The organism is Streptomyces sp. CB02056 (assembly GCF_001905545.1).
Taxonomy (GTDB): domain Bacteria; phylum Actinomycetota; class Actinomycetes; order Streptomycetales; family Streptomycetaceae; genus Kitasatospora.
The window spans coordinates 1-22,735 of sequence record NZ_LIPD01000026.1 but is presented as its reverse complement, the minus strand read 5'-3'; the positions used below and the strand labels follow the sequence as shown (position 1 = coordinate 22,735).

The 22,735-nt window shown below is 74.7% G+C and carries 17 protein-coding genes; 4 read left to right on the top strand and 13 right to left on the bottom strand.

Translation table 11 applies throughout. The annotated features are described in order from the left end of the window. Positions 1–22: 22 nt before the first annotated feature. From AMK13_RS39675 to AMK13_RS39665, 3 genes are all read right to left on the bottom strand, one after another. Positions 23–1,465 (bottom strand): aldehyde dehydrogenase family protein, encoded by a 1,443-nt coding sequence (locus tag AMK13_RS39675; protein WP_049651300.1) that lies wholly within the window; start codon positions 1,463–1,465, stop codon positions 23–25. A 180-nt stretch (positions 1,466–1,645) separates the two neighbouring features. Next, entirely contained in the window at positions 1,646–3,214 is a 1,569-nt protein-coding gene (locus tag AMK13_RS39670; RefSeq protein ID WP_049651301.1) for a PucR family transcriptional regulator, read from the bottom strand. Positions 3,215–3,367: 153 nt separating this feature from the next. Further along, positions 3,368–5,437, bottom strand: a complete 2,070-nt coding sequence (locus AMK13_RS39665) for a hypothetical protein (RefSeq protein WP_074006398.1) — start codon at positions 5,435–5,437, stop codon at positions 3,368–3,370. Positions 5,438–5,682: 245 nt separating this feature from the next. Here AMK13_RS39665 and gabT point away from each other — a divergent pair, with 245 nt between their 5' ends. Both gabT and AMK13_RS39655 read left to right on the top strand, forming a co-directional pair. Continuing rightward, positions 5,683–7,023 (top strand): 4-aminobutyrate--2-oxoglutarate transaminase, encoded by a 1,341-nt coding sequence (gabT, locus tag AMK13_RS39660; RefSeq protein WP_049651302.1) that lies wholly within the window; start codon positions 5,683–5,685, stop codon positions 7,021–7,023. A gap of 482 nt (positions 7,024–7,505) precedes the next feature. Continuing rightward, on the top strand, positions 7,506–8,168 hold the full coding sequence (locus tag AMK13_RS39655; RefSeq protein WP_241853232.1) for a phosphatase PAP2 family protein: 663 nt from the start codon (positions 7,506–7,508) through the stop codon (positions 8,166–8,168). Here AMK13_RS39655 and AMK13_RS39650 read toward each other — a convergent pair. After that, positions 8,141–8,473 (bottom strand): DUF2218 domain-containing protein, encoded by a 333-nt coding sequence (locus AMK13_RS39650; protein WP_049651304.1) that lies wholly within the window; start codon positions 8,471–8,473, stop codon positions 8,141–8,143. The genes AMK13_RS39655 and AMK13_RS39650 overlap by 28 nt on opposite strands. A gap of 169 nt (positions 8,474–8,642) precedes the next feature. On the opposite strand from AMK13_RS39650, the gene AMK13_RS46245 reads away from it, so the two are divergent. Then, a complete protein-coding gene (locus AMK13_RS46245) occupies positions 8,643–9,164 on the top strand; it encodes a MarR family winged helix-turn-helix transcriptional regulator (RefSeq protein ID WP_049651305.1) in 522 nt (173 codons plus the stop codon). Here the strand turns inward: AMK13_RS46245 and AMK13_RS39640 are convergent. Further along, positions 9,079–10,020: an EamA family transporter gene (locus tag AMK13_RS39640; RefSeq protein ID WP_074006416.1), complete on the bottom strand. Its 942-nt coding sequence runs from the start codon at positions 10,018–10,020 to the stop codon at positions 9,079–9,081. The two genes, AMK13_RS46245 and AMK13_RS39640, sit on opposite strands and share 86 nt — an antisense overlap. A 169-nt stretch (positions 10,021–10,189) precedes the next feature. Here AMK13_RS39640 and AMK13_RS39635 point away from each other — a divergent pair, with 169 nt between their 5' ends. Then, positions 10,190–11,095 (top strand): LysR family transcriptional regulator, encoded by a 906-nt coding sequence (locus AMK13_RS39635; RefSeq protein ID WP_049651306.1) that lies wholly within the window; start codon positions 10,190–10,192, stop codon positions 11,093–11,095. Between the two features lie 90 nt (positions 11,096–11,185). Here AMK13_RS39635 and AMK13_RS39630 read toward each other — a convergent pair whose 3' ends face one another. From AMK13_RS39630 to AMK13_RS39595, 8 genes are all read right to left on the bottom strand, one after another. Beyond that, the gene (locus tag AMK13_RS39630) at positions 11,186–11,950 is read right to left on the bottom strand and encodes a ZIP family metal transporter (RefSeq protein WP_049651307.1); all 765 of its coding nucleotides are present in this window, start codon (positions 11,948–11,950) and stop codon (positions 11,186–11,188) included. A 314-nt stretch (positions 11,951–12,264) separates the two neighbouring features. Next, the gene (locus tag AMK13_RS39625) at positions 12,265–14,031 is read right to left on the bottom strand and encodes a restriction endonuclease (RefSeq protein ID WP_074006397.1); all 1,767 of its coding nucleotides are present in this window, start codon (positions 14,029–14,031) and stop codon (positions 12,265–12,267) included. Between the two features lie 114 nt (positions 14,032–14,145). After that, on the bottom strand, positions 14,146–15,942 hold the full coding sequence (locus AMK13_RS39620; protein WP_143204766.1) for a hypothetical protein: 1,797 nt from the start codon (positions 15,940–15,942) through the stop codon (positions 14,146–14,148). A 478-nt stretch (positions 15,943–16,420) separates the two neighbouring features. Further along, on the bottom strand, positions 16,421–17,077 hold the full coding sequence (locus tag AMK13_RS39615) for a YigZ family protein (RefSeq protein ID WP_049659555.1): 657 nt from the start codon (positions 17,075–17,077) through the stop codon (positions 16,421–16,423). A gap of 171 nt (positions 17,078–17,248) precedes the next feature. After that, positions 17,249–18,538 carry a DUF6986 family protein gene (locus tag AMK13_RS39610; protein WP_107418987.1) on the bottom strand — a complete coding sequence of 430 codons (1,290 nt, stop codon included), beginning with the start codon at positions 18,536–18,538 and terminating at the stop codon, positions 17,249–17,251. 109 nt (positions 18,539–18,647) lie between these two features. Then, complete coding sequence (locus tag AMK13_RS39605; RefSeq protein WP_074006395.1) at positions 18,648–20,249, bottom strand: DUF2637 domain-containing protein; 1,602 nt, start codon at positions 20,247–20,249, stop codon at positions 18,648–18,650. 246 nt (positions 20,250–20,495) lie between these two features. Beyond that, positions 20,496–21,161, bottom strand: coding sequence for a response regulator transcription factor (locus tag AMK13_RS39600; protein ID WP_049659962.1), 666 nt, complete (start codon positions 21,159–21,161; stop codon positions 20,496–20,498). After that, on the bottom strand, positions 21,113–22,522 hold the full coding sequence (locus AMK13_RS39595) for a sensor histidine kinase (RefSeq protein ID WP_241853231.1): 1,410 nt from the start codon (positions 22,520–22,522) through the stop codon (positions 21,113–21,115). Before AMK13_RS39595 ends, AMK13_RS39600 begins: the two co-directional genes overlap by 49 nt. Positions 22,523–22,735 lie beyond the last annotated feature (213 nt).

Here is a 22,735-nt window from a genome sequence, read left to right as displayed (position 1 = left end):
ATCGAACGCCCTCTGAGAGGCCTCAGAGGTCGAGACCGGTCAGGACCATGACCTTCTCGACGGTGTAGTCGTCCATCGCGTACTTGACGCCCTCACGGCCGACACCGGAGTCCTTGACGCCGCCGTACGGCATCTGGTCGGCACGGTAGGACGGCGCGTCGCCGATGATCACACCGCCGACCTCCAGCTCCCGGTGGGCGCGGAAGGCGGTCTGCAGGTCGTGGGTGAACACGCCCGCCTGGAGACCGAACGCCGAGTCGTTGACGGCCGCGAAGGCCTCGTCCACGCCGTCCACCCTGTGCAGCGACAGCACCGGGCCGAACACCTCGGCCTTGGCCAGGATCGCGTCACCGGGCAGGTCGGCCAGCACGGTCGGGGCGTAGGTCGCACCCTCACGGGTACCGCCGGTGAGCACCTTGGCGCCCTTGGCGACCGCGTCCTCGACCCAGGACTCGACGCGCTTCGCGGCGTTCTCGTCGATCAGCGGGCCGACGTCGGTCGCGTCGTCGGCCGGGTCACCGGTGACCTGCGCCCTGACCTTGGCGACGACCTTCTCCGCCAGCGCGTCGTACACCGAGGCGTCGGCGATCACCCGCTGCACCGAGATGCAGGACTGGCCGCCCTGGTAGTTCGCGAACATCGCGATCCGGGTGGCCGCCCAGTCCAGGTCGGCCTCCGAGGACCAGTCGGCGAGCACCACGGCCGCGGCGTTGCCGCCGAGCTCCAGGGTGCAGTGCTTGCGCGGCACCGAGTCCATGATCTGGTAGCCGACCTTGTCCGAACCGGTGAACGAGATCACCGGCAGGCGCTCGTCCTGCACCAGGGCCGGCATCCGGTCGTTCGGCACGGTCAGGATCGACCAGGAGCCGACCGGCAGGTCGGTCTCGGCCAGGATCTCGCCCAGCACCATCGCCGACAGCGGGGTCGACGGAGCCGGCTTCAGGATGATCGGGGCGCCGACCGCGATCGCCGGGGCGACCTTGTGGGCGACCAGGTTCAGCGGGAAGTTGAACGGGGCGATCCCCAGCACCACACCGCGCGGGAAACGGCGCACCACCGCGAAACGGCCCACGCCGCCCGGGTCGGTGTCCAGCCGCATGGTCTCGCCGTTGGTGCGGCGCGCCTCCTCGGCGGCCCAGCGGAAGACCGACACCGCGCGGCCGATCTCACCGCGGGCCCACTTGATCGGCTTGCCGTTCTCGGCACTGACCAGCTGGGCGAGCTCCTCGGTGCGCTCGGTCAGCCGCTTGGCCACGTGGTCCAGGGCGGCGGCACGCTGGTGCGCCGGGGTGGCGGCGAACACCGGCAGCGCGGCCACGGCGGCGTCCAGCGCCTCCTCGACCTGCGCCTCGGTCGGGATGCTCACCTTGCCGACCAGACGGCCGTCCCAGCTGTTGTGCACCTCGAAGTCGGCGTCACCGCTCGCCCGGCGGCCGGCGAGCCAGAAATCGTACGTGGTGGTCACCGTGGTACCGGCCCTCTCCTCGTCTGTCCTACGGCCCACGGACGTGGGACCCGGTTTTGAGGGTAGGCGCGGCGGCGCGCCGACCGGATTGGCCGACTAGGAGCGTTCGCCCCCGGGGCCACTCCACCGCGTCCTACCGGCGCCCCGCGGGCCGCCGGAACCCCACGCCCCGCCGGCGCCTCACTCCTCGCCGGAGCGCAGCGCCAGCCACAGCTCCATCCGCACGTCCGTGTCGTCCAGCGACCGGCCCAACAGCTCCTCGACCCGGCGCATCCGGTAGCGCAGCGTGTGCCGGTGCACACCCAGATCCGCCGCCGCCGCGTCCCACTGGCCGTGCCGCGACAGCCACGCCCGCAACGAGGCCACCAGATCCCCGCGGGCCGTCCGGTCGTGCTCCCGCAACGGCCGCAGCAGCCCCTCCGCGAAGGCCGTCACCGCGTCCTCGCCGAGCAGCGGCAGCAGCGACCCCGCGCCGACCTCCTCGTGGTCCACCGACCGGCGGCCACCGCGCAGCGCCACCGCCAGCGCCCGCTCCGCCTGCGCGTTCGCCGTCCCCGCCTCCTCCAGCGCGGCCGGCGCCGAGACGCCCAGCGACAGGCCCTCGTGCTCCTCCACCGCGCCCAGACAGGCCCGGTGCACCGCGCCGTTGTCCAGCGCCAGCACCATCAGCCGCGGCCCGTGCGCACCGTCCTCCCGCGCCACCAGCAGCTTCTCGCCCACCCGGGCACCCGCCTGCTCGGCCCGGTCGCCCAGCTCCCCGAGCGCCTCCGCGGCATCCGCGTTGGCCGGACCGGCCCCGGCCACCAGCACCCGTATCGTCCCCTCCGGCAGCCCCCCGAACAGCCCCACCGCCACCTGGCGGGCCGTCGCCACCTCACCGGCCAGCACCATCCGCAGCAGCGCCGCGCCCATCCGCTCCTCGGCCTGCCGCAGCTCCCGCGAGCGCTCCAGGGTGAGGGTCAGCAGCGCCACCGCCGCGTTCAGCACGTACCGCTCGGTCGGCGTGATCCGGTCCTCGGTCCCGACCGCCAGGAAACCCCGGGCCCGCCGGTCCGCCCCCAGCGACTGGACCACCACGTAGTCCTCGTCCGCCGTGTCTATCCCCGGCGCGCGCCCCTGCAACGCCGCACTCGACGGCGCCGGACGCCGACGCAGCCGGTCCACCTCCGCCGCCAGCCGCCCCGCCCGGCGCGCCGCCCAGTCCGGCGCCACCACCGACAGCGCGCCCGACCCGTCGTACAGCGCCGCCCAGCCACCCAGCCGGGCCGCCAACCGGCGCACCACCGCCGTCGTGCCGTCCTTGCCCAGCGCCGCCCGGGTCAGCTCCTCCTGCGCCTCGAAGCTGGTCGTCACCGCCTCGTACTGCTCCGCGGCCAGCGCCGCCGACACCACCTTGCTGATCGCGATGAACGGCGTCGGCTCCGGCACCCGCAGCAACGGCAGCCCGCGCTGCGCCGCCGCGTCCACCAGCGGCTGCGGCACCTCCGTGTGCGACAACCCCACCCCGAGCCCCAGCCCGACCACCCCCGCGTCGGCCAGCCGGTGCACGTACGCCTGCAACTGCGCCGCCGTACGGCCCAGCTTGATACCGGTGGTGAGCAGCAGCTCACCACCCTCCAGGAACGGCGTCGGGTCGTCCAGCTCACTGGTGTGCACCCAGCGGACCGGCCGCTCCAGGTGATCCGCACCGGCGAGGACCGTCAGATGGAGCGACGTGTTGCGGACGACGGAGGCGAGTGTGGGGGGCATGGCACCTTCGAAGGATCGACCTGACCGCGCCGTTGCGGCCGGGCGAGGAGAGGGACGTGGGACTGGTGAGGGTCTCTCCCCTTCATTATGGACGCCCCGGACAACCCGCACTGCCGAATCCACCTCGAAGGCGACTTCCCCCGCCGCCCGCCCTCAGCCCCTGAGGTCCACCAGCAGCGGCGGAACCTGCTCCCCCGACACCGCCGTCAACGACACCACCGCATGCCCCGCCGGCAACGCGTGCGCCAGATCCGACGGCGACCACCGCAACCGCTCCACATCCCGCGTCGTCACCGACTCCGTCTGCGCCGTCGTCCCCGACAGCGCCTTCCGCCCGACCCGCCCCGCCCGCCGTATCACCCCACCGGAGGTGTCGGGGGTGTGGGTGACCGCGGTCTCCTGCACCAGGTGCGTCCCCCAGGCCTCCGAGAACAGCTTCCCGTCCCACGGCGCGATCCCCGGGAACGCCATCCGGCAGCCGACCGCGCCGAACAGCGGCGCCCGCAACGCCTCGGGCAGGTCCACCAGCGTCCGCAGCAGCAGCACCGCGCCCGCGTTCGCCCCGCGCATCCGCTGCAGCCCGCGCACGGCGGCGGCGTCCAGCGCCGCCGAGGCGTCGTCCACCACCAGGCCCGCGAACAGCGAACGGTCCTCGCGGGCCCCCGCCGCCTGCACGAACTGCCCCACCACCAGCCGGGACAGCATCCGCGCCGCCTCCGGGTGGCTCCGCTCCGGCAGCTTCACCCGCACCCGCAGCGGGTGGTCCAGCACCCGCATCGCGAACGGCGGCCGACCGGTGCCGTCGGTCGCGAAAGCGCCCTCGAAGGCGGGCCGCTCCAGCAGCGCCAACCGGTCCGCCAGCAGCGCCCCGGGGTCGTCCGCCCGGTCGCGCTGCCGCTCCCGGTACTCCAGGTCCCGCTCGTGGACGGCGAGTCGGCCCGCCACGCCGAGCGCCTTCACCAGCGCCGCCAGCACGTCCGGCTCACCCGCCAACAGCGCCCGCAGCTCCCGCACCCCCGGATAGCGGCCGTACGCCGCGTGGAACGGGCCCACCACCTGCTGCAGCGCGGTACGGGCATGCTCCGCGCGGGCCGTCAGCTCGTCCGGCAGCAGCGCCTCGGCCAACCGGGCGGCCGCCTCGTCCGGGTCCCGCGCGGCGCCGTAGAGGTCCAGCCCGTACAGCGAGGACGGGTCGCCGGGCGCGATCACCACGTCGTACCAGGAATCCGGGCCGAGATCGGCGTCCGCCGCCCCGACCACCACCGCACAGGCCGTACCGGACAGCGCCTGCAGGCACAGCGCCTCGGCCACCGGCCGGGCCAGCCGCGCCGTCTTCCCCGTCCCCGCCGGACCCACCGCCAGCAGCGAGGTGCCCAGCACCGCCGGGTCCAGCGCGAAACCGGCCGCCCGGTGGCCCAGCGGATTCTTCGGGACGTCCTGCGCCGTACCGAGCCGGACCTGGCCGAGCAGCAGATCGTGCCGCTCGGCGCGGCCGGGCAGCTCGCGCGCCTCGGAGGGATGGGCGAAGGCCGCCGCGCCGCGGCTGGCCACCTGCTCAGTGAAGGCGGGCACGAACACCGGGTCCGCCTGCGCGGACTCCCAGGCGCGCCGGATCCGCACGTAGTCGACGTCCCCCACGGCCTCGCCCTCCAGCCGGACGGCCGCCTCGGCCGCACCGCCCCGGCGCAGCCCGTCCCACGGGTCCTGCCCGCGCACGGCCTCGACCGCCCCCGGGGCGTCCTCCTCGACGGGCTGCTCCTCCGTCACCGTGCGCGACAGCAGCGGCGCGACGTAACGGCGCCACACCTCGGGCCAGCGGCCCATCCGGCCGAAGATCTTGATGACGGCTGCGGCCACCAGCACGTTCACCGACAGCCCGACGACGGTCACAAGGGTCTCGCTGGGGTGTTCGACCCAAACGGTGATCACGATCAGGTGAAGCACCAGCTGTGTGCCGTAGACAAAGGCGAACCACGCCACCACCGCGTTGAGCCCCGCCCGCAGCAGCAGCGGCCAGGTCGCGACCTTGGCCGCCTCCGCCCGCTCCGGGTCGACGCGGCGGTAGCCGAGCCGGTAGACGCCCGGGTCGGCGTCGGGGCGCGGGGCGCAGGCCCAGGCCGCGAGGTCGAAGGAGGAGGTGCCCGCCGCGGGCCGTTGGTGGGGCAGGGGGGTCGGGGGTCTGGTGGTGGTGCGCTCGCCGTGGTGTGCCCCGTCCTGTGCCATGTACGGTCCCGTTCCCTCGCCCGCCCGCCCGGCCCGACCGCCGTCGGTGCCGCCATACCCATGCCGCCGTACCGGCGACACGCCCGCGCTCAGGGTAGTGGAGCGCGGCCTGCGGGTAGTCGCGCCACCCGCGCTGGCCGTGCCGGACAAGTCGGACGGCGCACTGCTACCGAGTGGCGCGTGCCGGGGTGGGGAGGGCGGCCGTAGCCTGCGAAGCACCGAGCCGAGAAGTCTGGAGATACCCCATGAGCGCCGCAACGCCGCTCCCGCAGGAGCGCCGCCTGGTCACCGCGATCCCCGGTCCGAAGTCGCAGGAGCTGCACGCCCGCAAGCTGGGTGCGGTGGCGGCCGGTGTCGGCACCACCCTGCCGGTGTACGTGTCCCGTGCCAACGGCGGCGTGCTGGAGGACGTGGACGGCAACTCGCTGATCGACTTCGGTTCCGGCATCGCCGTGACCAATGTCGGCAACAGCGCCGAGGCCGTGGTGGCCCGGACGACCGAGCAGCTGGCCAGCTTCACGCACACCTGTTTCATGGTGACCCCGTACGAGGGTTACGTGGCCGTCGCCGAGCAGCTGAACGAGCTGACCCCGGGTGACCACGAGAAGCGCACCGCGCTGTTCAACTCGGGCTCCGAGGCCGTCGAGAACGCGGTGAAGATCGCCCGCGCCTACACCAAGCGCCAGGCCATCGTGGTGTTCGACCACGGCTACCACGGCCGCACCAACCTGACGCTGGCGCTGACGGCGAAGAACATGCCGTACAAGCAGGGCTTCGGTCCGTTCGCCCCCGAGGTCTACCGGGTTCCGGTCGCCTACCCGTACCGCTGGCTGACGGGTGCGGAGAACGCCGCCGCCGAGGCCGCCGCCCAGGCGATCGACACCATCAACAAGCAGATCGGTGCCGAGAACGTCGCCGCGATCATCATCGAGCCGATCCAGGGCGAGGGCGGCTTCATCGAGCCGGCCAAGGGCTTCCTGCCGGCGATCGTGGAGTTCGCGAAGGCGAACGGCATCGTGTTCGTCGCGGACGAGATCCAGACCGGCTTCTGCCGCACCGGCCAGTGGTTCGCGTGCGAGGACGAGGGCATCGTCCCGGACCTGATCACCACCGCCAAGGGCATCGCCGGCGGTCTGCCGCTGTCCGCGCTGACCGGCCGCGCCGAGATCATGGACGCCGCGCAGACCGGTGGTCTGGGTGGCACCTACGGCGGCAACCCGGTGGCGTGTGCCGCCGCGCTGGGTGCCATCGAGACCATGAAGGAGCAGGACCTCAACGGCAAGGCGCAGCGGATCGGCGAGATCATGCTGGGCCGCCTGCGGGCCATGCAGGAGAAGTACGAGATCATCGGCGAGGTCCGCGGCCGCGGCGCGATGATCGCCGTCGAGCTGGTGAAGCCGGGTGGCAAGGAGCCGAACGCGGAGGTCACCGCGGCCATCGCCAAGGCGTGCCACGCGGAGGGCCTGGTCGTGCTGACCGCCGGCACCTACGGCAACGTGCTGCGCTTCCTGCCGCCGCTGGTCATGCCGGAGCACCTGCTGAACGAGGGCCTGGACATCCTGGAGGGCGCGTTCGCCGCTCTCTGAGCGGTGTCGCCCGTCAGGTCGTGAACCCCCTTCCGGAGGGTTGTCCGGACAGCGCTGAACGGCCCGTGGGGACCTCTGGTCCGCACGGGCCGTTCGGTTGTCCGGGCGCGTCGCGCGGGCGGCCGGGGCATGATCGACGGGGCGCCTCCGAGGTTGCCCCGCGCAGGGTGAAGATGGTGTGCGGAATCGCTGAAGGCGCTCGGCGCGGAAGGGCTGTTGACGTAGTGTCATCGCAGATGGACAGCGAGCCTCAGCCATGGGCGCGGCCGTCCGCGGGGCCCCCTCCGGGGCCGGTTCCGCGGGTGCCGGACGAGGACGACCAGGTCGGCCCGGGAGGGCCGGCGCACACCGAAGGCCGATCGACCGACCGTCCGACCCACACCCCCCGGGGCGCACGGAACGGCGATCATCAGGGCCGCCCCGGAGCTCTCCCCCCTGCTCCGGGGCGGCTGTCCGTCGTCCTGGGCCGGGCGGCCCGGTCGGTGGCCGTCCCGGTGACGGCGGTGGTGCTGCTGGTGGTGGTGTCCTGGCAGGTCGCGGTGGAGGGGCCGCTGCTCGGCGTGGACCGTTCGGTCCGCCGGGCCGTCCGTACGGCCCACCGGGACGTCCCGGACGCGCTGCTGGACCGGCTCGGCCACTTCCTGTCGGACCTGGGCGGCGGCGTCCCGGCGGTCCCGGTGCTGCTGCTGGCCGGCGCGTCGGCGGCCTGGCGGGGGCGCCGGGCCGGGGCCGGGCGCTGGTGGCTGCCGCTGCCGGTGGCGGCGCTGACCTCGGTGCTGATCCCGCTGCTGGTGGTCCCGGCGAAGTCGGCCTTCGCCCGGCCCGGTCCGCTCGGGGAGCCGCTGACGGCGGGCCAGTGGGGCTGGTACCCGTCCGGGCACACCGCGACCGCGGCGATCTCGTACGGGGTGGCGGCGCTGCTGCTGGCCCGGGTGGCGGGGCCGCGCGCCGCCCGGGGGCTGGCGGCGGGTGCGGCGCTGCTGTCGCTCGGGGTGGGCGCGGGTCTGGTGTGGAGCGACTTCCACTGGCTGTTGGACGTGGTGGCGAGTGGGTGCCTGGCCGTCCTGGTGCTGTGGCCGCTGGCCCGGTGGCTGCCCGGGCCGGGTGCCGGGGGCGGTCAGGCCTCGGGGTCCTCGTTGCGGTGAACCAGGCCGGGCTCGCCGTTGTCCCGGTGCCACTCGATGACGAGTTCGTCGCGGGCGCCGAAGCGGACCAGGTGGCGGCCGACGACGTCCTCCAGGCCGGGCAGCTTGTCGCGCTCGCCCTCGACGGTGAGCAGCAGCGCGTCCGGCTGGGCCTCCAGGGTGGCGGTGCCGGCGCCGAAGACCATCGTGCCGCGGCCGGTCTCCTCGGAGTAGACGGCCTCGATCTTGCGCCCCATGTGGGCGGTGAGCTGCTTGGCGTAACGGCCCGGGCGGTCGGTGGCGACGCGGGCTTCGGAGCGGGGCATGGGCCCTCCATTGGTCGGGGACGGGAACTTAGGGTTCCCTCACTTGGGAGCAACGCTAACCCAGATACTGAGCCAAGCTCAACATATTTCCGCGATCGTCTTCCGCCGCCCGCCACGGGCCCCGGACCGACGGCTACCCTTGGGCGGACGCCAGCCGAGGAGACCGCCGATGACCACCACGCCGACCGACGAACCGGCGGACCCCTCCCCCGGCCCCCGGCCCGGCACCCCGGGCACCGCCGCCGAGCTGGCCGACGCGATGACCAGGGCGATCAAGCGGATCCGCCGTCAGACCGGCTGGCGGCTGGAGCCGTACGGCATCACCCCCGGCCAGGCCCGGGCCCTGCGCACGCTCGCCCACGTGCCCGGCTGCGAGACGCCGGACCACGCGATGCGGCTGAGCGACCTCGCCGACAAGCTGCACATCGCCCCGCGCTCGGCGACCACCGTGGTCGACGCGCTGGAGGAGGCCGGCCTGGTCGAGCGCAGCCCCGACCCGGCCGACCGGCGGGCGGTGCGGATCCTGCTGACCGAGGCCGGACGGGCGGCGGTGGAGCGGATCGGGCAGGTCCGGGACGAGGTGGCCCAGGAGTACTTCGGCGAGGTCAGCCCCGCCGACGAGGAGGTGCTGCTGCGGGTGCTGCGCTCCGCCGAGGCCCGCTTCCTCGCAGCCGGGCCGCCACGCCGCTAGCGGCACCGGGACGCAGCGCGGTGATCCCGATCCCGGTGATCACCAGCAGCGCGGCCGCGGCGGCCGTCGGGCTGATCCGCTCGCCGAGCAGCAGCCAGGCCGAGGACATCCCGAACACCGGCACCAGCAGCGAGTACGGCGCGACGGCGGTCGCGTCGTAGCTGCGCAGCAGGAAGCTCCAGGCGACGAAGCCGAGCAGGGTGGAGACCAGCCCGACGTAGCCGATCGCCCCCAGTCCGGCCGGAGTGATGTCGCGCAGGGCGCGCAGGTCCGCCTCGGGGCCCTCGACCAGCAGGGACAGGCCCAGCAGCGGCAGCGGCGGGACGGCGCTGACCCAGACCATCCAGCGCAGCGCGTCCGGCGGCGCGGCCCTGCGGGTCAGCACGTTGGCCAGCCCCCAGGCGACGGCGGCCAGGACGACCAGGGCGAAGGCCCCGAGCGGGCCGCCGGCGCCCTGGTCCCAGGCGCTCAGCGCGATGCCGGCGAAGGCGACCGCCAGGCCCGCCAGCCGCTGCCCGCCGGGGCGTTCGCGCAGCAGCACGGCGGCGAACAGCGCGGTGAAGCCGGCCTGCCCCTGGAGCACCAGCGAGGAGAGCCCGGCCGTCATCCCGGCGTGCATGCCGAGGAAGAGCAGTCCGAACTTGACCACCCCGAGGACCACGCCGACCGCCAGCACCCAGCGCCAGGCCACCTTGGGCGGGCCGACGAAGAAGACCGCCGGCACCGCGACGACGGCGAACCGCAGGGCGCAGAAGAGCAGCGGCGGGAAGTTGTCCAGGCCGACGTGGATCAGGACGAAGTTGAGGCCCCAGACGGCGGCCACCAGGACGGCCAGGGCGATGTGGCGGGGGCTCATGCCGCCCCGGCCGCCGGTACCGCCCGTGCCGGTCGTGCTGCCCGTACTGCTCATGCTGTTCCGGCCGCTCGCAGCGGCGGCGGTTGTCGCGGTCATGGGTCGAGCATGGTGGCGCCGGACCGTTCAGCACCAGCGATGAATTCTGAAGAGGACGCTTTAGTATCGCTGCATGATGGACCTGGGGCGCCTGCGGGCGCTGCACGCGGTGGCGGTGCACGGCTCGGTCGGCGGGGCGGCCGCGGCACTCGGCTTCACGCCCTCGGCGGTCTCGCAGCAGATCGCCAAGCTGGAGCGGGAGACCCGGACGGTGCTGCTGGAGCGGCAGGGCCGCGGCGTGGTGCTGACCGACGCGGCGCGCGAGCTGGCCGTGACCGCGCAGACCGTGCTGGGGCTGGTGGAGCAGGCCGAGGTGCGGCTGGAGGAACAGCGCGGCCAGGCCGTCGGGCGGCTGCTGGTGGCCGCGTTCCCGTCCGGTGCCCGCGGACTGATGCCCGGGGCGCTGGCCGACCTGCGGCGGCGCTGCCCGGAGCTGGACGTCCGGCTGCTGGAGCGCGACCCGTACCCGGCGGCCGAGCTGGTGGCCCGGGGCGAGGTGGACCTGGCGCTGGTGCAGGACTGGCCGACCGTGCCGCTGCCGGTGCAGGAGGGGGTCTCCCGGATGGACCTCGGTACGGACCCGGTGGACCTGCTGCTGCCCGCCGACGACGACCTGGCCGCGCTCGACCCGGTGCCGGTGGAGCGGCTGTGCGGGCAGCGCTGGATCAGCGTGCCACCGGGCAACATCTGCCACGACTGGCTGGTCCGCACCCTGCGCGAGGCCGGCGAGGAACCGGACGTGCGCTACCAGGTCGGGGAGTTCGAGACGCAGATCGCGCTGGTCGCGGCCGGTCTGGGGATGGGCCTGGTGCCGAGGCTCGGGCGGGGCCCGCTGCCGCCCGGGGTGGCGGCCCGCCGGGTGGCGCCGGAGCCGGGCCGCCGGGTGTTCGCGCTCTGGCGCTCCCAGGCCTCCCGGCGGCCGGCCATCACCGAGGCGCTGGCCTCGATGCGGGAGTGCTGGGGGCGGCTTCCGGGCTGAGGGCCGCGGCGGCCGGTCGCCCGACCGCCGGGCTGATCGGTCCCGGTCGCGGTCTCGGGGCTGGGACCAGGGCGAGGACCGGTGCGGGCCTCAGCCGGCGAAGCCGATCACCAGCCACATGAAGCCGACCCCGGCCACGGTGCAGAGCAGGGTGCTGCGCGAGGGGTGCGGGCTGTGCGCCTCGGGGAGGATGTCGGAGGTCGCCAGGTAGAGCAGGAAGCCGGAGAAGAAGCCCAGGTAGAGGCCGAGCAGGTGCCCCGGGATGGTGAACGCCAGGGTGATCGCCGCGCCGGACACCGGGGCCACCGCGTCCGCGGCGAGCAGGGTCAGCGCCCGCCGCCGGTTGTTCCCGTACAGGCGGGTGATCGTGTACGTGTTGAAGCCGTCGGCGAAGTCGTGCGCGACCACGGCGATGGCCACCACCGTGCCGACCGTGGTGCCCGCCTGGAAGGCGGCGCCGATCGCGAAGCCGTCCATCACGCTGTGCCCCACCAGGGCCAGTGCGGCGGTCAGCCCGACGCCCTGGTGCCCGGCGGAGCGGGCGTCCCCGTGGTGGTGGCCGTGGGAGTGCGCGGCGTACTCGCCCTCGTGGCCGCGGTGGATCGCGACGGCGCGCTCGATCACGTGGATGGTGAGGAAGCCGGCCGCGAACAGCAGCAGCGCCTGCGGCACGCCGTGCACCTCGCCCGGCGCCTGGTGGAGCGCCTCGGGCAGCAGGTCGAAGGCGACCACGCCGAGCATCAGTCCGGCGGCGAAGCCGAGCACCAGGTGGCGGCGGTCGCGGGTGCGCTGGGCGACGAAACCGCCGATCAGGGTCATCAGGAACGCCGCGGCGGCGACCAGTACCGCGGTCATCGGTCCGGCTCCTTCACAGGTCCGGCCGAGTCGCCGGGGCCTTCGCCGGGTGGTGCGCCGAGCGCTCTGCCCATTCCTCTCCCCCTGGGATCCGCCCGTGGCCGGGCCGACCGCCGACCGTACCGGACGCCCGTTCGACGGTGATCACCCGGGGGTGCCGGGGCCGGGGTGCCGTTCCCCCAGCCTCGGCCCGGACCTGCCGGGGCGCCCGACGGATGGGCCGTTCGGGTGAGGCCGGAGACGGGCCGACCCGCCGGGACGGGGCGGTGGGCAAAGGCTGCCGAGCAGGGCTGATGTGGCGAGCGGGCGGCGGGTCAGCCGCCGGTGGCGAGCGGCAGGCCGAGGTGGGTGTGGGCGAGTTCGCGGACGCCGTCGCCGTCGATCAGGTGGATGTGCCGGCGGCCCTCCTCGGCGGTGAGGTCCAGCACCTCCTCGGTGAACCGGCCGGTGGTCAGCCGCAGGCCGCGCTCGGCGGACTCCTCCCCGACCGCCTCGGCCAGGGTCTCGATCTGCTCGGCGCCGATCGACCCGGTGTCCCGGGAGGCCCACACCACCCAGCGGCCGGGCAGCGAGGTGCCGGGGGCGCCCTCGCCGGTGGCGACCAGCCCGGCCGGGCCGCGCAGCCGGACGCTCCACTGCGCGATCCCGCCGCGGGTCAGCAGGTCCCGCACCAGCTGGGCGAACTCGTTGGCGGACAGGTCGGCGGCGGCCGGCACGGTGGCCCCGGCCTGGGCGGCGGGCCGGACACCAGCCCGGTCGTACGGGTCCGGGGTGACGGCGGCGCCGAGCTGGCGCAGCCGTACCAGGGCCTCGTCCTGCTCGGCGTCGGCGTAGACGCCCTCGTCGTCGCGCTCCTCGTACGGGGTGCCCGGCGGCAGCAGCCGGGTACGGGCCAGTGCGTCTCGGTCGGCGTCCACGCTGACCAGGCAGAGCGGCTCGGCCGCGGCGGGATCGCGCAGCCAGCCGTTGAGGACGACGCCGGCGAGTATCTCGTCGGTGTCCACGGCATCGGCGGCCTGCAGGGCCCGCAGGGCGAGCCGGGCGACCAGCCGCAGGTAGTCGGTGGCCCGGTCCGCGGGCGGGCGCGGCACCGGGAGGATGTCGCCGTCCGGGGCGAGCCGGTAGCCGGCGAGCGAGGGCACCAGGTCGAGCGGCGGCAGGTCGAGGTCCAGCACGGCGGTGCGGGTGAGCGGGCGGAAGACCGCCCGGCAGGGGGCGGGCAGGTCCTGGGTGGCGGTCTCGGCGGCGGCCAGCGCCCGTTCCAGCAGCGACTCCACGGCGGCCGGCTCGGCCAGCCGGTAGGCCCGACGGCACTCCTCCAGGCTCTCGTTGTACTCGCGCACGGCGCGGGCCCGGGCCTCCTCGGCCGCCTCGTGGGCGCGCCGGGACTCGTCGGCGGCCGGGCTGCCGGCCTCGGCCCGGCGGGTGCGCCACTCGCGCAGGGCGCGCTGGTGGGTGAGCCGGGCCTGGGCCAGCTCGCGCTGGTAGCCGGAGTCGAGCAGCCGGCGGGACGGGCCGCCCTCCGGGTCGGCCACGGGCGGCTCGGCGGGCGCGAAGTCCTGCCAGCGGGGCTCGGACTCCTCCTCGGCGCCGCCGCCGGGGCCGTCGGCCGGGTAGGGGCGGGGCTGGTAGTGGCGCAGCTGGCTCTCGAAGTCCATGGCGGAGACGGGCAGCGCGGCGCGGCGCAGCAGGTCGGCCAGCCGGTCGTGCTCGGCCTGGACGGCGCGGGTGCGGTGGTGGGTCAGGGTCGCGGCCCGGGCGTGCGCCGCCACGGCCTCGTCCGGGTCGGCCTCGCCGGGGCCGGGCTCGGACGGTCCTTCACCGGTCGGTCCGTTGCCAGTGGGGCCGTTGTCGGTGCGCCCGTTGCCAGTGGGTCCGCTGTCGGTCGGTCTGTCACCGGTCGGCCCGTCGCCGGACGGGCCGTCACCGGTCACACCGCCACGGGGGCGGTCGGCGGCGGCGCCGTCCGGCTCCTGGCCGTTCTCGGCTCCGAGGTCGCGGAAGACCGAGGCAAGGAAGCCCGGCCGGGGGAACTGGACGGTGGCGGTTCCGTCGGACTGGCCGTCTGCTGAGTCCTGCATCGGTCGTCGTTCCCCCATGCTCGTCCGGCGCCTGCCCGGGGCGATCGGCGAACCTGTGGGCCCGCCCCTGCCGGACATTGTCCCCCGAACGGGCGCGGCGGTCAGCCAAGCCGCTCAGTTGGTCCGGGTGTTGGTGAGGTGCAGGCCGATGTAGCCGACGTAGATCCGGCCGCTGCCGGAGCAGTCGTCCAGGTAGTGCAGCCGGGGCGCGGTGCGGCCGCCGCCGATCCGCAGGTGCGCGCCCATGAACGCGCGCCGGGAGGAGTCGACGCATTCCGGCACCGGCAGCATCCGCTCGCGCTTCCACTTGGTGTGGCTGAACACCGTCCGGGACTCCCCGCGGACCGCCTTGCGGGGCGGGAAGCGGTGACAGCCCTCGGGCGTGCGCTCGCACCACTGCTTGAAGTCCCCGCCGGCCGCACCGCGCACGGCCGCCTCGGCGTACTCCTGGAGTGCCGTCAGCCCGTCCCAGGCGAGCCGGGCCCAGCCGGCGCCGGCGCACTGCAGCTCGTCCAGGGCGAGCGCGACCTTCTGGTCACCGGTGAAGGTCACCAGCGGGAACTCGCCCAGTCTGGCCATGAGTTCGGTGAAGGTGTCGGGCGTGCCGCAGCCGTCGGGGGGCTGGACCACGGAGTGCGGCCCGCCGACCGGTCCACCGCCCGGTGCCACGCAGTGGCGCCCGGTCAGGGCGCGGGCTCCGGAGCGGAGACGGCCCTCCCGGACGTCCCGGCCGTCGCGGCCCTCCCGGCCCTGGCCGCGTTCCCGGTGTTCGCGGCGCTCCACCCGCAGGGTGTGCCGGACCCGCTCCAGCTCGTCGGCCCTGGCCTGCTGCTCGGCGCGGTCCTGTTGCTCCTCCCGGGCGAGCGCGGCCAGCTCCACGCCCTGGTACGGGGCGGCCGGGCCGGAGGTCCGTTCGACGACCTGCTCGACGGTCTCCTCGGCCACCTGCACGACGGCCTGATCCGCGCTCGGCTCCACGGTCCGTTCTGCTGCCTGCTCCGCGTCCCGGCGGAGCTGCGGCGGCGGGACGCGCAGCACCGGGACGGCCGCCAGCGGCTGTGGCAGCGGCTGCTCCGCGGCCAGGCGGCGCGGCTCGCGGGCGAGCAGCCCGGCGGCGCGGCGCAGGTCCTCTTCTATTCGGCCCCGGGCGAGTACCGGATGTCGGGCGCTGTCCTGCCGGGAGGCCGGGTCGACCTCGGGCAGGTAGGTGCGCACCGCCCCGCCGTAGACGGTGTGGTACTCCAGCGCGACGTTGAACCCGGTGCGGGCGCCGGGGTCCAGCACGTAGGCGGTGGCGAGGCCGGGCAGCTGCTGGCAGAGCGGGGCCACCACGTCCCGCACCCAGCTGTCGAGCGGCAGGTTCACCGGGACGCTGGCCACCACGGTGGGCAGCCTGCGCTCGGGGTCGCACAGCTCGTCGATCAGGGCGTCGACCTCGTCGGCCGTGATCACCCGGGGGCCGGAGTGCACGACGGTCGGGCCGTCGGTGGCGTCGAGCAGCGGGAGGAGCGTGCGGGCGAGTTCGGGCACCGGCACCCGGCACGGGGTGCGCACACCGCTGCCGGTGCTGTGGGTCTCGGCCTCCAGCCGGACCCAGGTGGGGCCGTCGGAACCGGTGGCCACGGTGAGGGTGAGCTGCTGGGTGCCGTGCGGGGCCGGGGTGCGCAGGCGGCGGCGGTCGTACCGCCCGGCGCCCGGGCCGCCGCGCAGCGGACCCTGGTCGCGGTCGAGCAGGACGCGCTCGCCCAGGCGGAGGCGCTCGGCGGTGGGAGCCGGCTCGGTGCCCTGCTCGGCGGGGGCGCGGTGGGCCGGCGGGGGCTCCTCGAAGCCCTCCTGCTTCAGCCAGCAGGCCAGTTGTTCGTCGGCCAGGGCGACGGCCTCGGCGTGTGAGAGGGCCGTGGTGACCGTCATCCGGTAGGGCGTCGCGGGGCCGCGGGGACCGGGCAGGTCTGCGGCGGCGTGCGAGCGGACGCGGTTCGGGGCGGGGCGGTTCGCGATCGGATGGTTCGAGGTCGGACGGCTCGTCGGGTGGTTCGTCGAGTGGCTCGTGGGGCGGTTCGAGGTCGGGTTCGTCGCGGACTGGGAATTCGAGGTCGATCGATCCGAGGTCATGCGCATACCTCCGTGGTGCGGGGTGGGGTCCTGTGTCCTCCATCGATGGTTTCGTCCGGTTCTGCCGGAGCCTTGCCCAGGAAACGCCACGGCCCGGAGCGGAAGTTCCAACTCCGGGCTACGACACTACGTTCGGGTGAATCTGCTCAAGCGGTCTTCCGCGTGGCGCGGGGCCTGGGCTACGGGAAACGGCCGGTCACGGGCCGTCCGACGGATCGTCCGACCCCCGGGGCCCAGGAGCTACCCCCCGCCCCGGCGACCAGAGCGGCACCTCGGGTCAGACCGGCACCTCGACGTACGTGCGGCCGGCCGGGACCGCCACCGCGGTACCGCCGGTCGCCTCGGCCAGCCAGGTGTGGAAGTCCGCCACGTCCGGCTCCGGCACCCCCACCTCGATCCGCACCCCGGCGGCCTCGTAGGCCAGGTCGCTCACCGTGTACCCGGCCGCCCGCAGGTCGTTCTCCACCCGCCCGGCCCTGACGTGGTCCACCGTCACCGCGAGCAGCGCGACCGGCCGGCGCTCCAGCAGGCCGACCTCGTCCACCGCCTCCGACACCGCGTTCCCGTACGCCCGCACCAGGCCGCCCGCGCCGAGCTTGATCCCGCCGAAGTACCGGGTGACCACGGCGACCGTGTCGGTCAGCCCGCGTCGGCGCAGCACCTCCAGCATCGGCACCCCGGCCGTGCCGCCGGGTTCGCCGTCGTCGCTGGAGCGCTCGCGGCGCTGCTCGTCGCCGACCACGAAGGCGGTGCAGTTGTGCCGGGCGTCCCAGTACTGCTTGCGGATGCCCGCGATGAAGGCCTGTGCCCCCTCCTCGTCGGTGACCCGGGCGAGGTGGCAGATGAACCGGGACTTCTTGATCTCGGTCTCGTGGCTGCCGGCCCGCCGGATGGTGAGGTACGGCCTGGCGGTGGGCTCCGGCGTGGCGGACATGGCGCGGGGGTCCTCCCGAGGACGGTGAAGGCTGACGGCGCGCGCCCCGGGACACCGGGGCGGCACCGCCAGCCTAGTTGGCGCACGACGGGAGGGATCAACGGCCGGGGGCCGGGAACCGGCCGAGCCGGAGGATCGACGGCCGGGACCCGACTGTCGGACGCGGACGGGTCAGCGGCCGGCCAGGGTGTTCAGCCGCCCGCGGTCCAGGCCGGTCAGCGCGGTGACCTCGGTGAGGTCGACGGCGCCGCAGTCCAGTCCGCGCAGCAGGTAACCGCTCAGCGCCCGGGCGGTGGCCGGCTCGTCCATCACGTCGCCACCCGCCTTGGCGACGTACGCGGCCAGCCGTGCGGCGGCGGCCGCCAGGCCCTCGCGGTAGAAGGAGTAGACCGCGACGTAGCGGGTGGGCAGGTGCGCCGGGTGCATGTCCCAGCCCTGGTGGTAGGCGCGGGCCAGCGAGCGGCGGACCAGGCCGTGGTGGAGCTTCCAGGCGGCGTGCACCTGTTCGGTGGAGCCGGTCGGGACGACGTTGGTCGAACCGTCGGAGAGCCGCACCCCGGTGCCCGCGGCCGCCACCTGCATGACCGCCTTGGCGTGGTCGGCGACCGGGTGGTCCATGCTCTGGTGGGCCGCGCTGACGCCACATGCGGCGCTGTAGTCGAAGGTGCCGTAGTGCAGGCCGGTGGCGCGCCCCTCGGCGGCCTCGATCATCCGGGCGACGGTGGCCCGGCCGTCCGGGCCGAGGATCGCCTGGGTGGTCTCGATCTGGATCTCGAAGCCGATCCGGCCGGCGGGCAGCCCGGCCCGGCCCTCGAAGTCCTCCAGCAGCCGGACCAGCGCGGTGACCTGCTCGGCGTAGGTCACCTTGGGCAGGGTCAGGACCAGGCCTTCCGGGAGCCCGCCGTTGGCCAGCAGGGTGGCCAGGAACAGCTCCAGGGTTCGGATGCCGCGGGCCCGGACGGCGGCCTCCATGCACTTGGTCCGGATGCCGAGGTACGGCGGGGCGCCGCCCTCGGCCACCGCCGCGGTGACCAGTTCGGCGGCGCGGACGGCGGCCGCGTCCTCCTCGACATCGGGGCGGGGTCCGTACCCGTCCTCGAAGTCGATCCGCAGGTCCTCGACCGGCTCGCGCTGCAGCTTGGCGCGGACCCGGGCGTGCACGTCGGCGAGCAGCGCGTCGTCCGCGACGCCGAGGGCTCGGGCCAGTTCGGCGGGGGTGGCGGCGTGGCGGTCGAAGGCCTCCAGGGCCCGGCGGCCCCACTCCCGCACGGTGTCGGCGCCGAAGGCGTCGGCCGGGACGTAGACGGTGTGCACCGGCTGCCTGGTCCCGGGCTCACCCGGGTAACGGCGCGCCAGATCGGCGTCGACCGGGGCGAGCAGTGTCTCCACGGCGGCGCGGGCCCCGGTGGAGAAGGAGGCCCCGTCCGCCGGCCCGTTTCCGTCGACCCCGACCCGTGTCATCCGCACTCCCCATGCCGAACCAGCCCTTCAACAGTTTGTTGAGGCGAAGGTAGCTCCGGCGGGATCGGGCGTCAATGGCCGCCCGAGCCCTGGACGGTGGCGGCGGCGGTCAGTCCCGCCCGGCGGCGGCGTAGCGCTCGTTCAGCTCCGGGTAGAGGTCGGCGACCTCCTTGGGGTGGACCGATCCGTCCGGTCCCTTGCCGGTGACGCCGTACTCCCTGGTCAGCCAGTCGGCGAGGCGCTGGGGGTCGGGCTGGTGGCTGTGGGCGTCCATGTACGAGACGAGCGCCGCGTAGGCGACGTCCGGGTCGAGGCGCGCGGGCGCCGGGGAGAACGCGGACTGCTCGGCGCGGGCCGACTCGGCGGCCGGGACCGGCTGCGCCAGCTCGGCGGGCTGCGCGAACTCGGCGGGCTGCTCGGGCTGCTCGAACTGCTCGGACCGCTGCTGCGGGCCGACCGGGTGCTGGGCCTGCGGACCGGGCGCGGGCACGGGGGCCGGGCCCGGGGCGACGGCTGCGGCGGGGGCGGGCTCCTCGGCGACCGGGCGCGGGGGCTTGAACCAGGGCGAGGCCTGCCCGGGCACCCGACCGCCCGGGGCGGCGTCGGTCGGGTGGCCGGTGGTGCGGACCGGGCGCTCGGTCCAGACGTTCAGCTCCTCCCCGCGCGGCTGCGGGGCGGCCTCCGCCGCCGCGTCCGGCTCCTGGGCGGCCCGCAGCCGGACGGCGGCCAGCTTCGCGAGCATCGGCGCGGCGACCTCGGCGGACAGCGGGGCGACGGCAGCGGGCGCCTGCGGCTGCGGCTGCTCGGGCTGGGCCTGCGGCTGCCCCTGGACCTGGTCGGGCTGGGCCTGCTGGGCGTGCTGGACCTGCGGGGCGGCCGGCTGGACGGCCTGCGGTGCCTGCTGCGGGTGCGGGGGCTGCTGGGCGTGGGCCTCGGCGGCCGGGGCGATGGCCGCGGCGACGCGGTTCTCCTGCGGGGCCACCCCCGGCGTCTCCTGCTCCGCCGGCACCTCCTTGACGTCGCGCGCCCGGCCGTCGTCGTCGAGCCGGTCGAGCAGCGCCGGGTCCAGCGGCACGCCGAACTTGGCGAGCTTGAGCGGCAGCAGCGCCTGGATCGGTGCCGAGCGGCGCCAGCCGCGGCCGTACCGGAAGCGCAGCTGCGCCCGGTAGACCAAGCGGTTCTGCTCCAGGCGGATGACCTCGTCGTAGGAGCGGAGCTCCCAGAGCTTCATCCGCCGCCAGAGCCGGAAGGTCGGCACCGGGGAGAGGAGCCAGCGCATCACCCGGACCGACTCCATGTGGCGGTCCGCGGTGATCGCCGCGATCCGGCCGACCGCGTGCCGCGAGGCCTCGACCACGACGACGAAGAGCACCGGGATGACGGCGTGCATCCCCATGCCCAGCGGGTCGCCCCAGGAGGCGGCCGCGTTGAAGGCGATGGTGGCGACGGTCAGCAGCCACGCGGTCTGCCGCAGCATCGGGAAGGGTATCCGCAGCCAGGTCAGCACCAGGTCGAGCGCGAGGAGCACGACGATGCCGGCGTCCACACCGATCGGGAAGGCGTAGGAGAAGGCGCCAAAACCCTTCTGCTCGGCCAGGTCGCGCACCGCGTTGTACGAACCCGCGAAGCCGATGCCCGAGATGATGAAGGCACCGGCCGCGACCAGGCCGAGCAGGCCCCGATGGGCCTTGGTGAGCGTTGGGCGTGCCATTACGTCTATCAACCCCTGGATGTCGGCTGCTGCCGTACGCTGCCTCGGCTGCCGGGTCCCGTTTGGTCGGGCCGCCGGACTCCGTTGGTCGGGCCGCCGGACGGCTGGGCAACCTCCGGGCTCGGCTCACCGGAGTTTACTCGTACACGTGTTTAGCGTGCCCACAGCCTGGGGTGTCACAGTGCGGCGGCCCGGGCCCCGGCGACCGGCACCACGCGGGGTCGGAGCGGAGGCGCCGCTGGATCGTCAGCCGGTCTGCCCCGCCGTGCCGTTGAGGTAGGTCAGCACCGCCAGCACCCGGCGGTTGGCGTCCTCGTCGGGGGCGAGTTCGAGCTTGCCGAAGATGTTGGCGATGTGCTTGGCCACCGCGCCGTCGCTCACCGAGAGGCGGGCGGCGATCGCCGAGTTGGAACAGCCCTCGGCCATCAGTTCCAGCACCTCGCGCTCGCGCGGGGAGAGCCGCAGCAGCGGACCGGGCCGGCGCGAGGTGGTCTGCATCAGCTTGGCGATCACGTCCGGGTCCATCGCCGTACCGCCCGCCGCCACCCGGCGGACCGCGTCGATGAACTGCCCGGCGTTGAACACCCGGTCTTTCAGGAGGTAGCCGATCCCCCCGGTGCCGTCGGCCAGCAACTCCCGCGCGTAGAGCTGCTGGACGTGCTGCGACAGCACCAGCACCGGCAGGCCCGCGATCTCCCGACGGGCCTTCAGCGCCGCCTGCAGGCCCTCGTCGGTGAGCGTCGGGGGCAGCCGGACGTCGACCACGGCCACGTCCGGCCGGTGGGTCAGCAGCGCGTCCAACAGCTCGGGCCCGGTCTCCACCGCCGCGGCGATGGTGAAGCCGTGCGCTTCCAGCAGCCGGATCAGGCCTTCGCGAAGGAGGTAGAGGTCCTCGGCGAGGACAACTCGCACGGCAACTCCAAGGTGATGGTGGTGGGTCCGCCCGACGTGCTGTCGATGGAGAGGACACCGTCGAAGGTACCCAATCGCTTCTCGATCCCGCGCAGTCCGGTCCCCCGCGAAGGGTCCGCCACCCCCACCCCGTCGTCCGTCACCGTGACCCGCAGGAAGCCGGCCCGGTAGAGGATGTCCACCCACACCTGCTCCGCCTCCGAGTGCTTGGCCGCGTTGGCCAGCAGCTCGCAGATGCTGAAGTACACGGCGGCCTCCACCGGCGCCGGCGGCCGGTCCGGCAGGCTCACGCACACCTCGGTCGGCAGGGCGCTGTCCAGCGCCAGCGCCCGGACGGCGTCGCCCAGCCCGCGCTCGGCGAGCACCGGGGGGTGGATGCCGCGCACCAGGTCCCGCAGCTCCTGGAGGGCCCGGGCCGAGGACTGGCGGGCCTCGGCGAGGAGCTCCCGCGCGGCCTCCTGGTCGGTGTCCATCAGGTGCTCGATGGTGCCCAGCGTCATCCCGATCGCGACCAGTCGCGCCTGGGCGCCGTCGTGCAGGTCCCGCTCGATCCTCCGCAGCTCGGCGGCCTGGTTGCCGACCGCGTCCGCCCGGGTCTCGGTCAACTCGGCCACCCGCCTGGTCAGCTGGGCGTTCGTCGCCCGGCCGTCCTGGTCCAGCACCCGGCGGGCGGCCTCCACGTACCCCCGCACCGCGTACGGTGCCGCGAGTATGCCCGCGACGATCATGGCGGCCCCGAGCACGGCGCTCAGCAGGACGGCCACCATCCGGCTGCTCAACGGGCCGAACCCGTCCGCCGGCACCGGCCCGGCCAGGATGTAGGCGACGCCCAGCCCGAGCAGAACGGCCACCGGGCCGGCGAGGGCCACCACGAGGAACGGGTTCGCCAGCAGCCAGAGCAGCTCGGCGCGGGTGGTCCGGTCCCGCAGGCCCCAGTGGACCACCTGGACGTACTTCGCCACCGTCCGCGACCGGTGGTAGGTGTAGCCCGTCCACCAGTGCCCCCGGCCGTCCAGCTCCAGCTCCGGCCGGGGCTCGTAGACCGCCGGCAGCCGGATGCCGAACCAGCGCTCCAGCTGGCCGCGGGTGCGGTTCGCGGTACGGCGGATGCTGGCCGCGGCCACCACGGCGCCGACCGTCGCTGCCACCAGGAGCGAGAGGAAGACGCCCAGGTCGTACGACTGCAGGAGCCGGGCCGTGACCGCCCCCGAGCAGATCGCCGCGCCCACCGGCAGCACCACTCCCGGCACCGCGGCCAACACCACCACACCGAGCCGCGCCAGCCCCTCACCGCCGGCCTTGAAGGCCGCCTGGGCCTGAGCACGTACGGACGCGCCGCTCGTACGACTCACTGTTGTCACGGGAAGCTCCTGATGCCGGTACCGATCGTCCTCCATCAGTCTTCACGAACCGTCCATCACCCACACTGGCCATGGCACCCCAAAACCGAGGTAGACCTAGGACCACCTGTGAGTGGAGGAAGTGACACCGACCGATGAGACAGTCTGAAAACGCGAAGAACCCCCATCCGGGTCCCGGATGGGGGTTCTTCTGAAGAATTGTTCGGCGGCGTC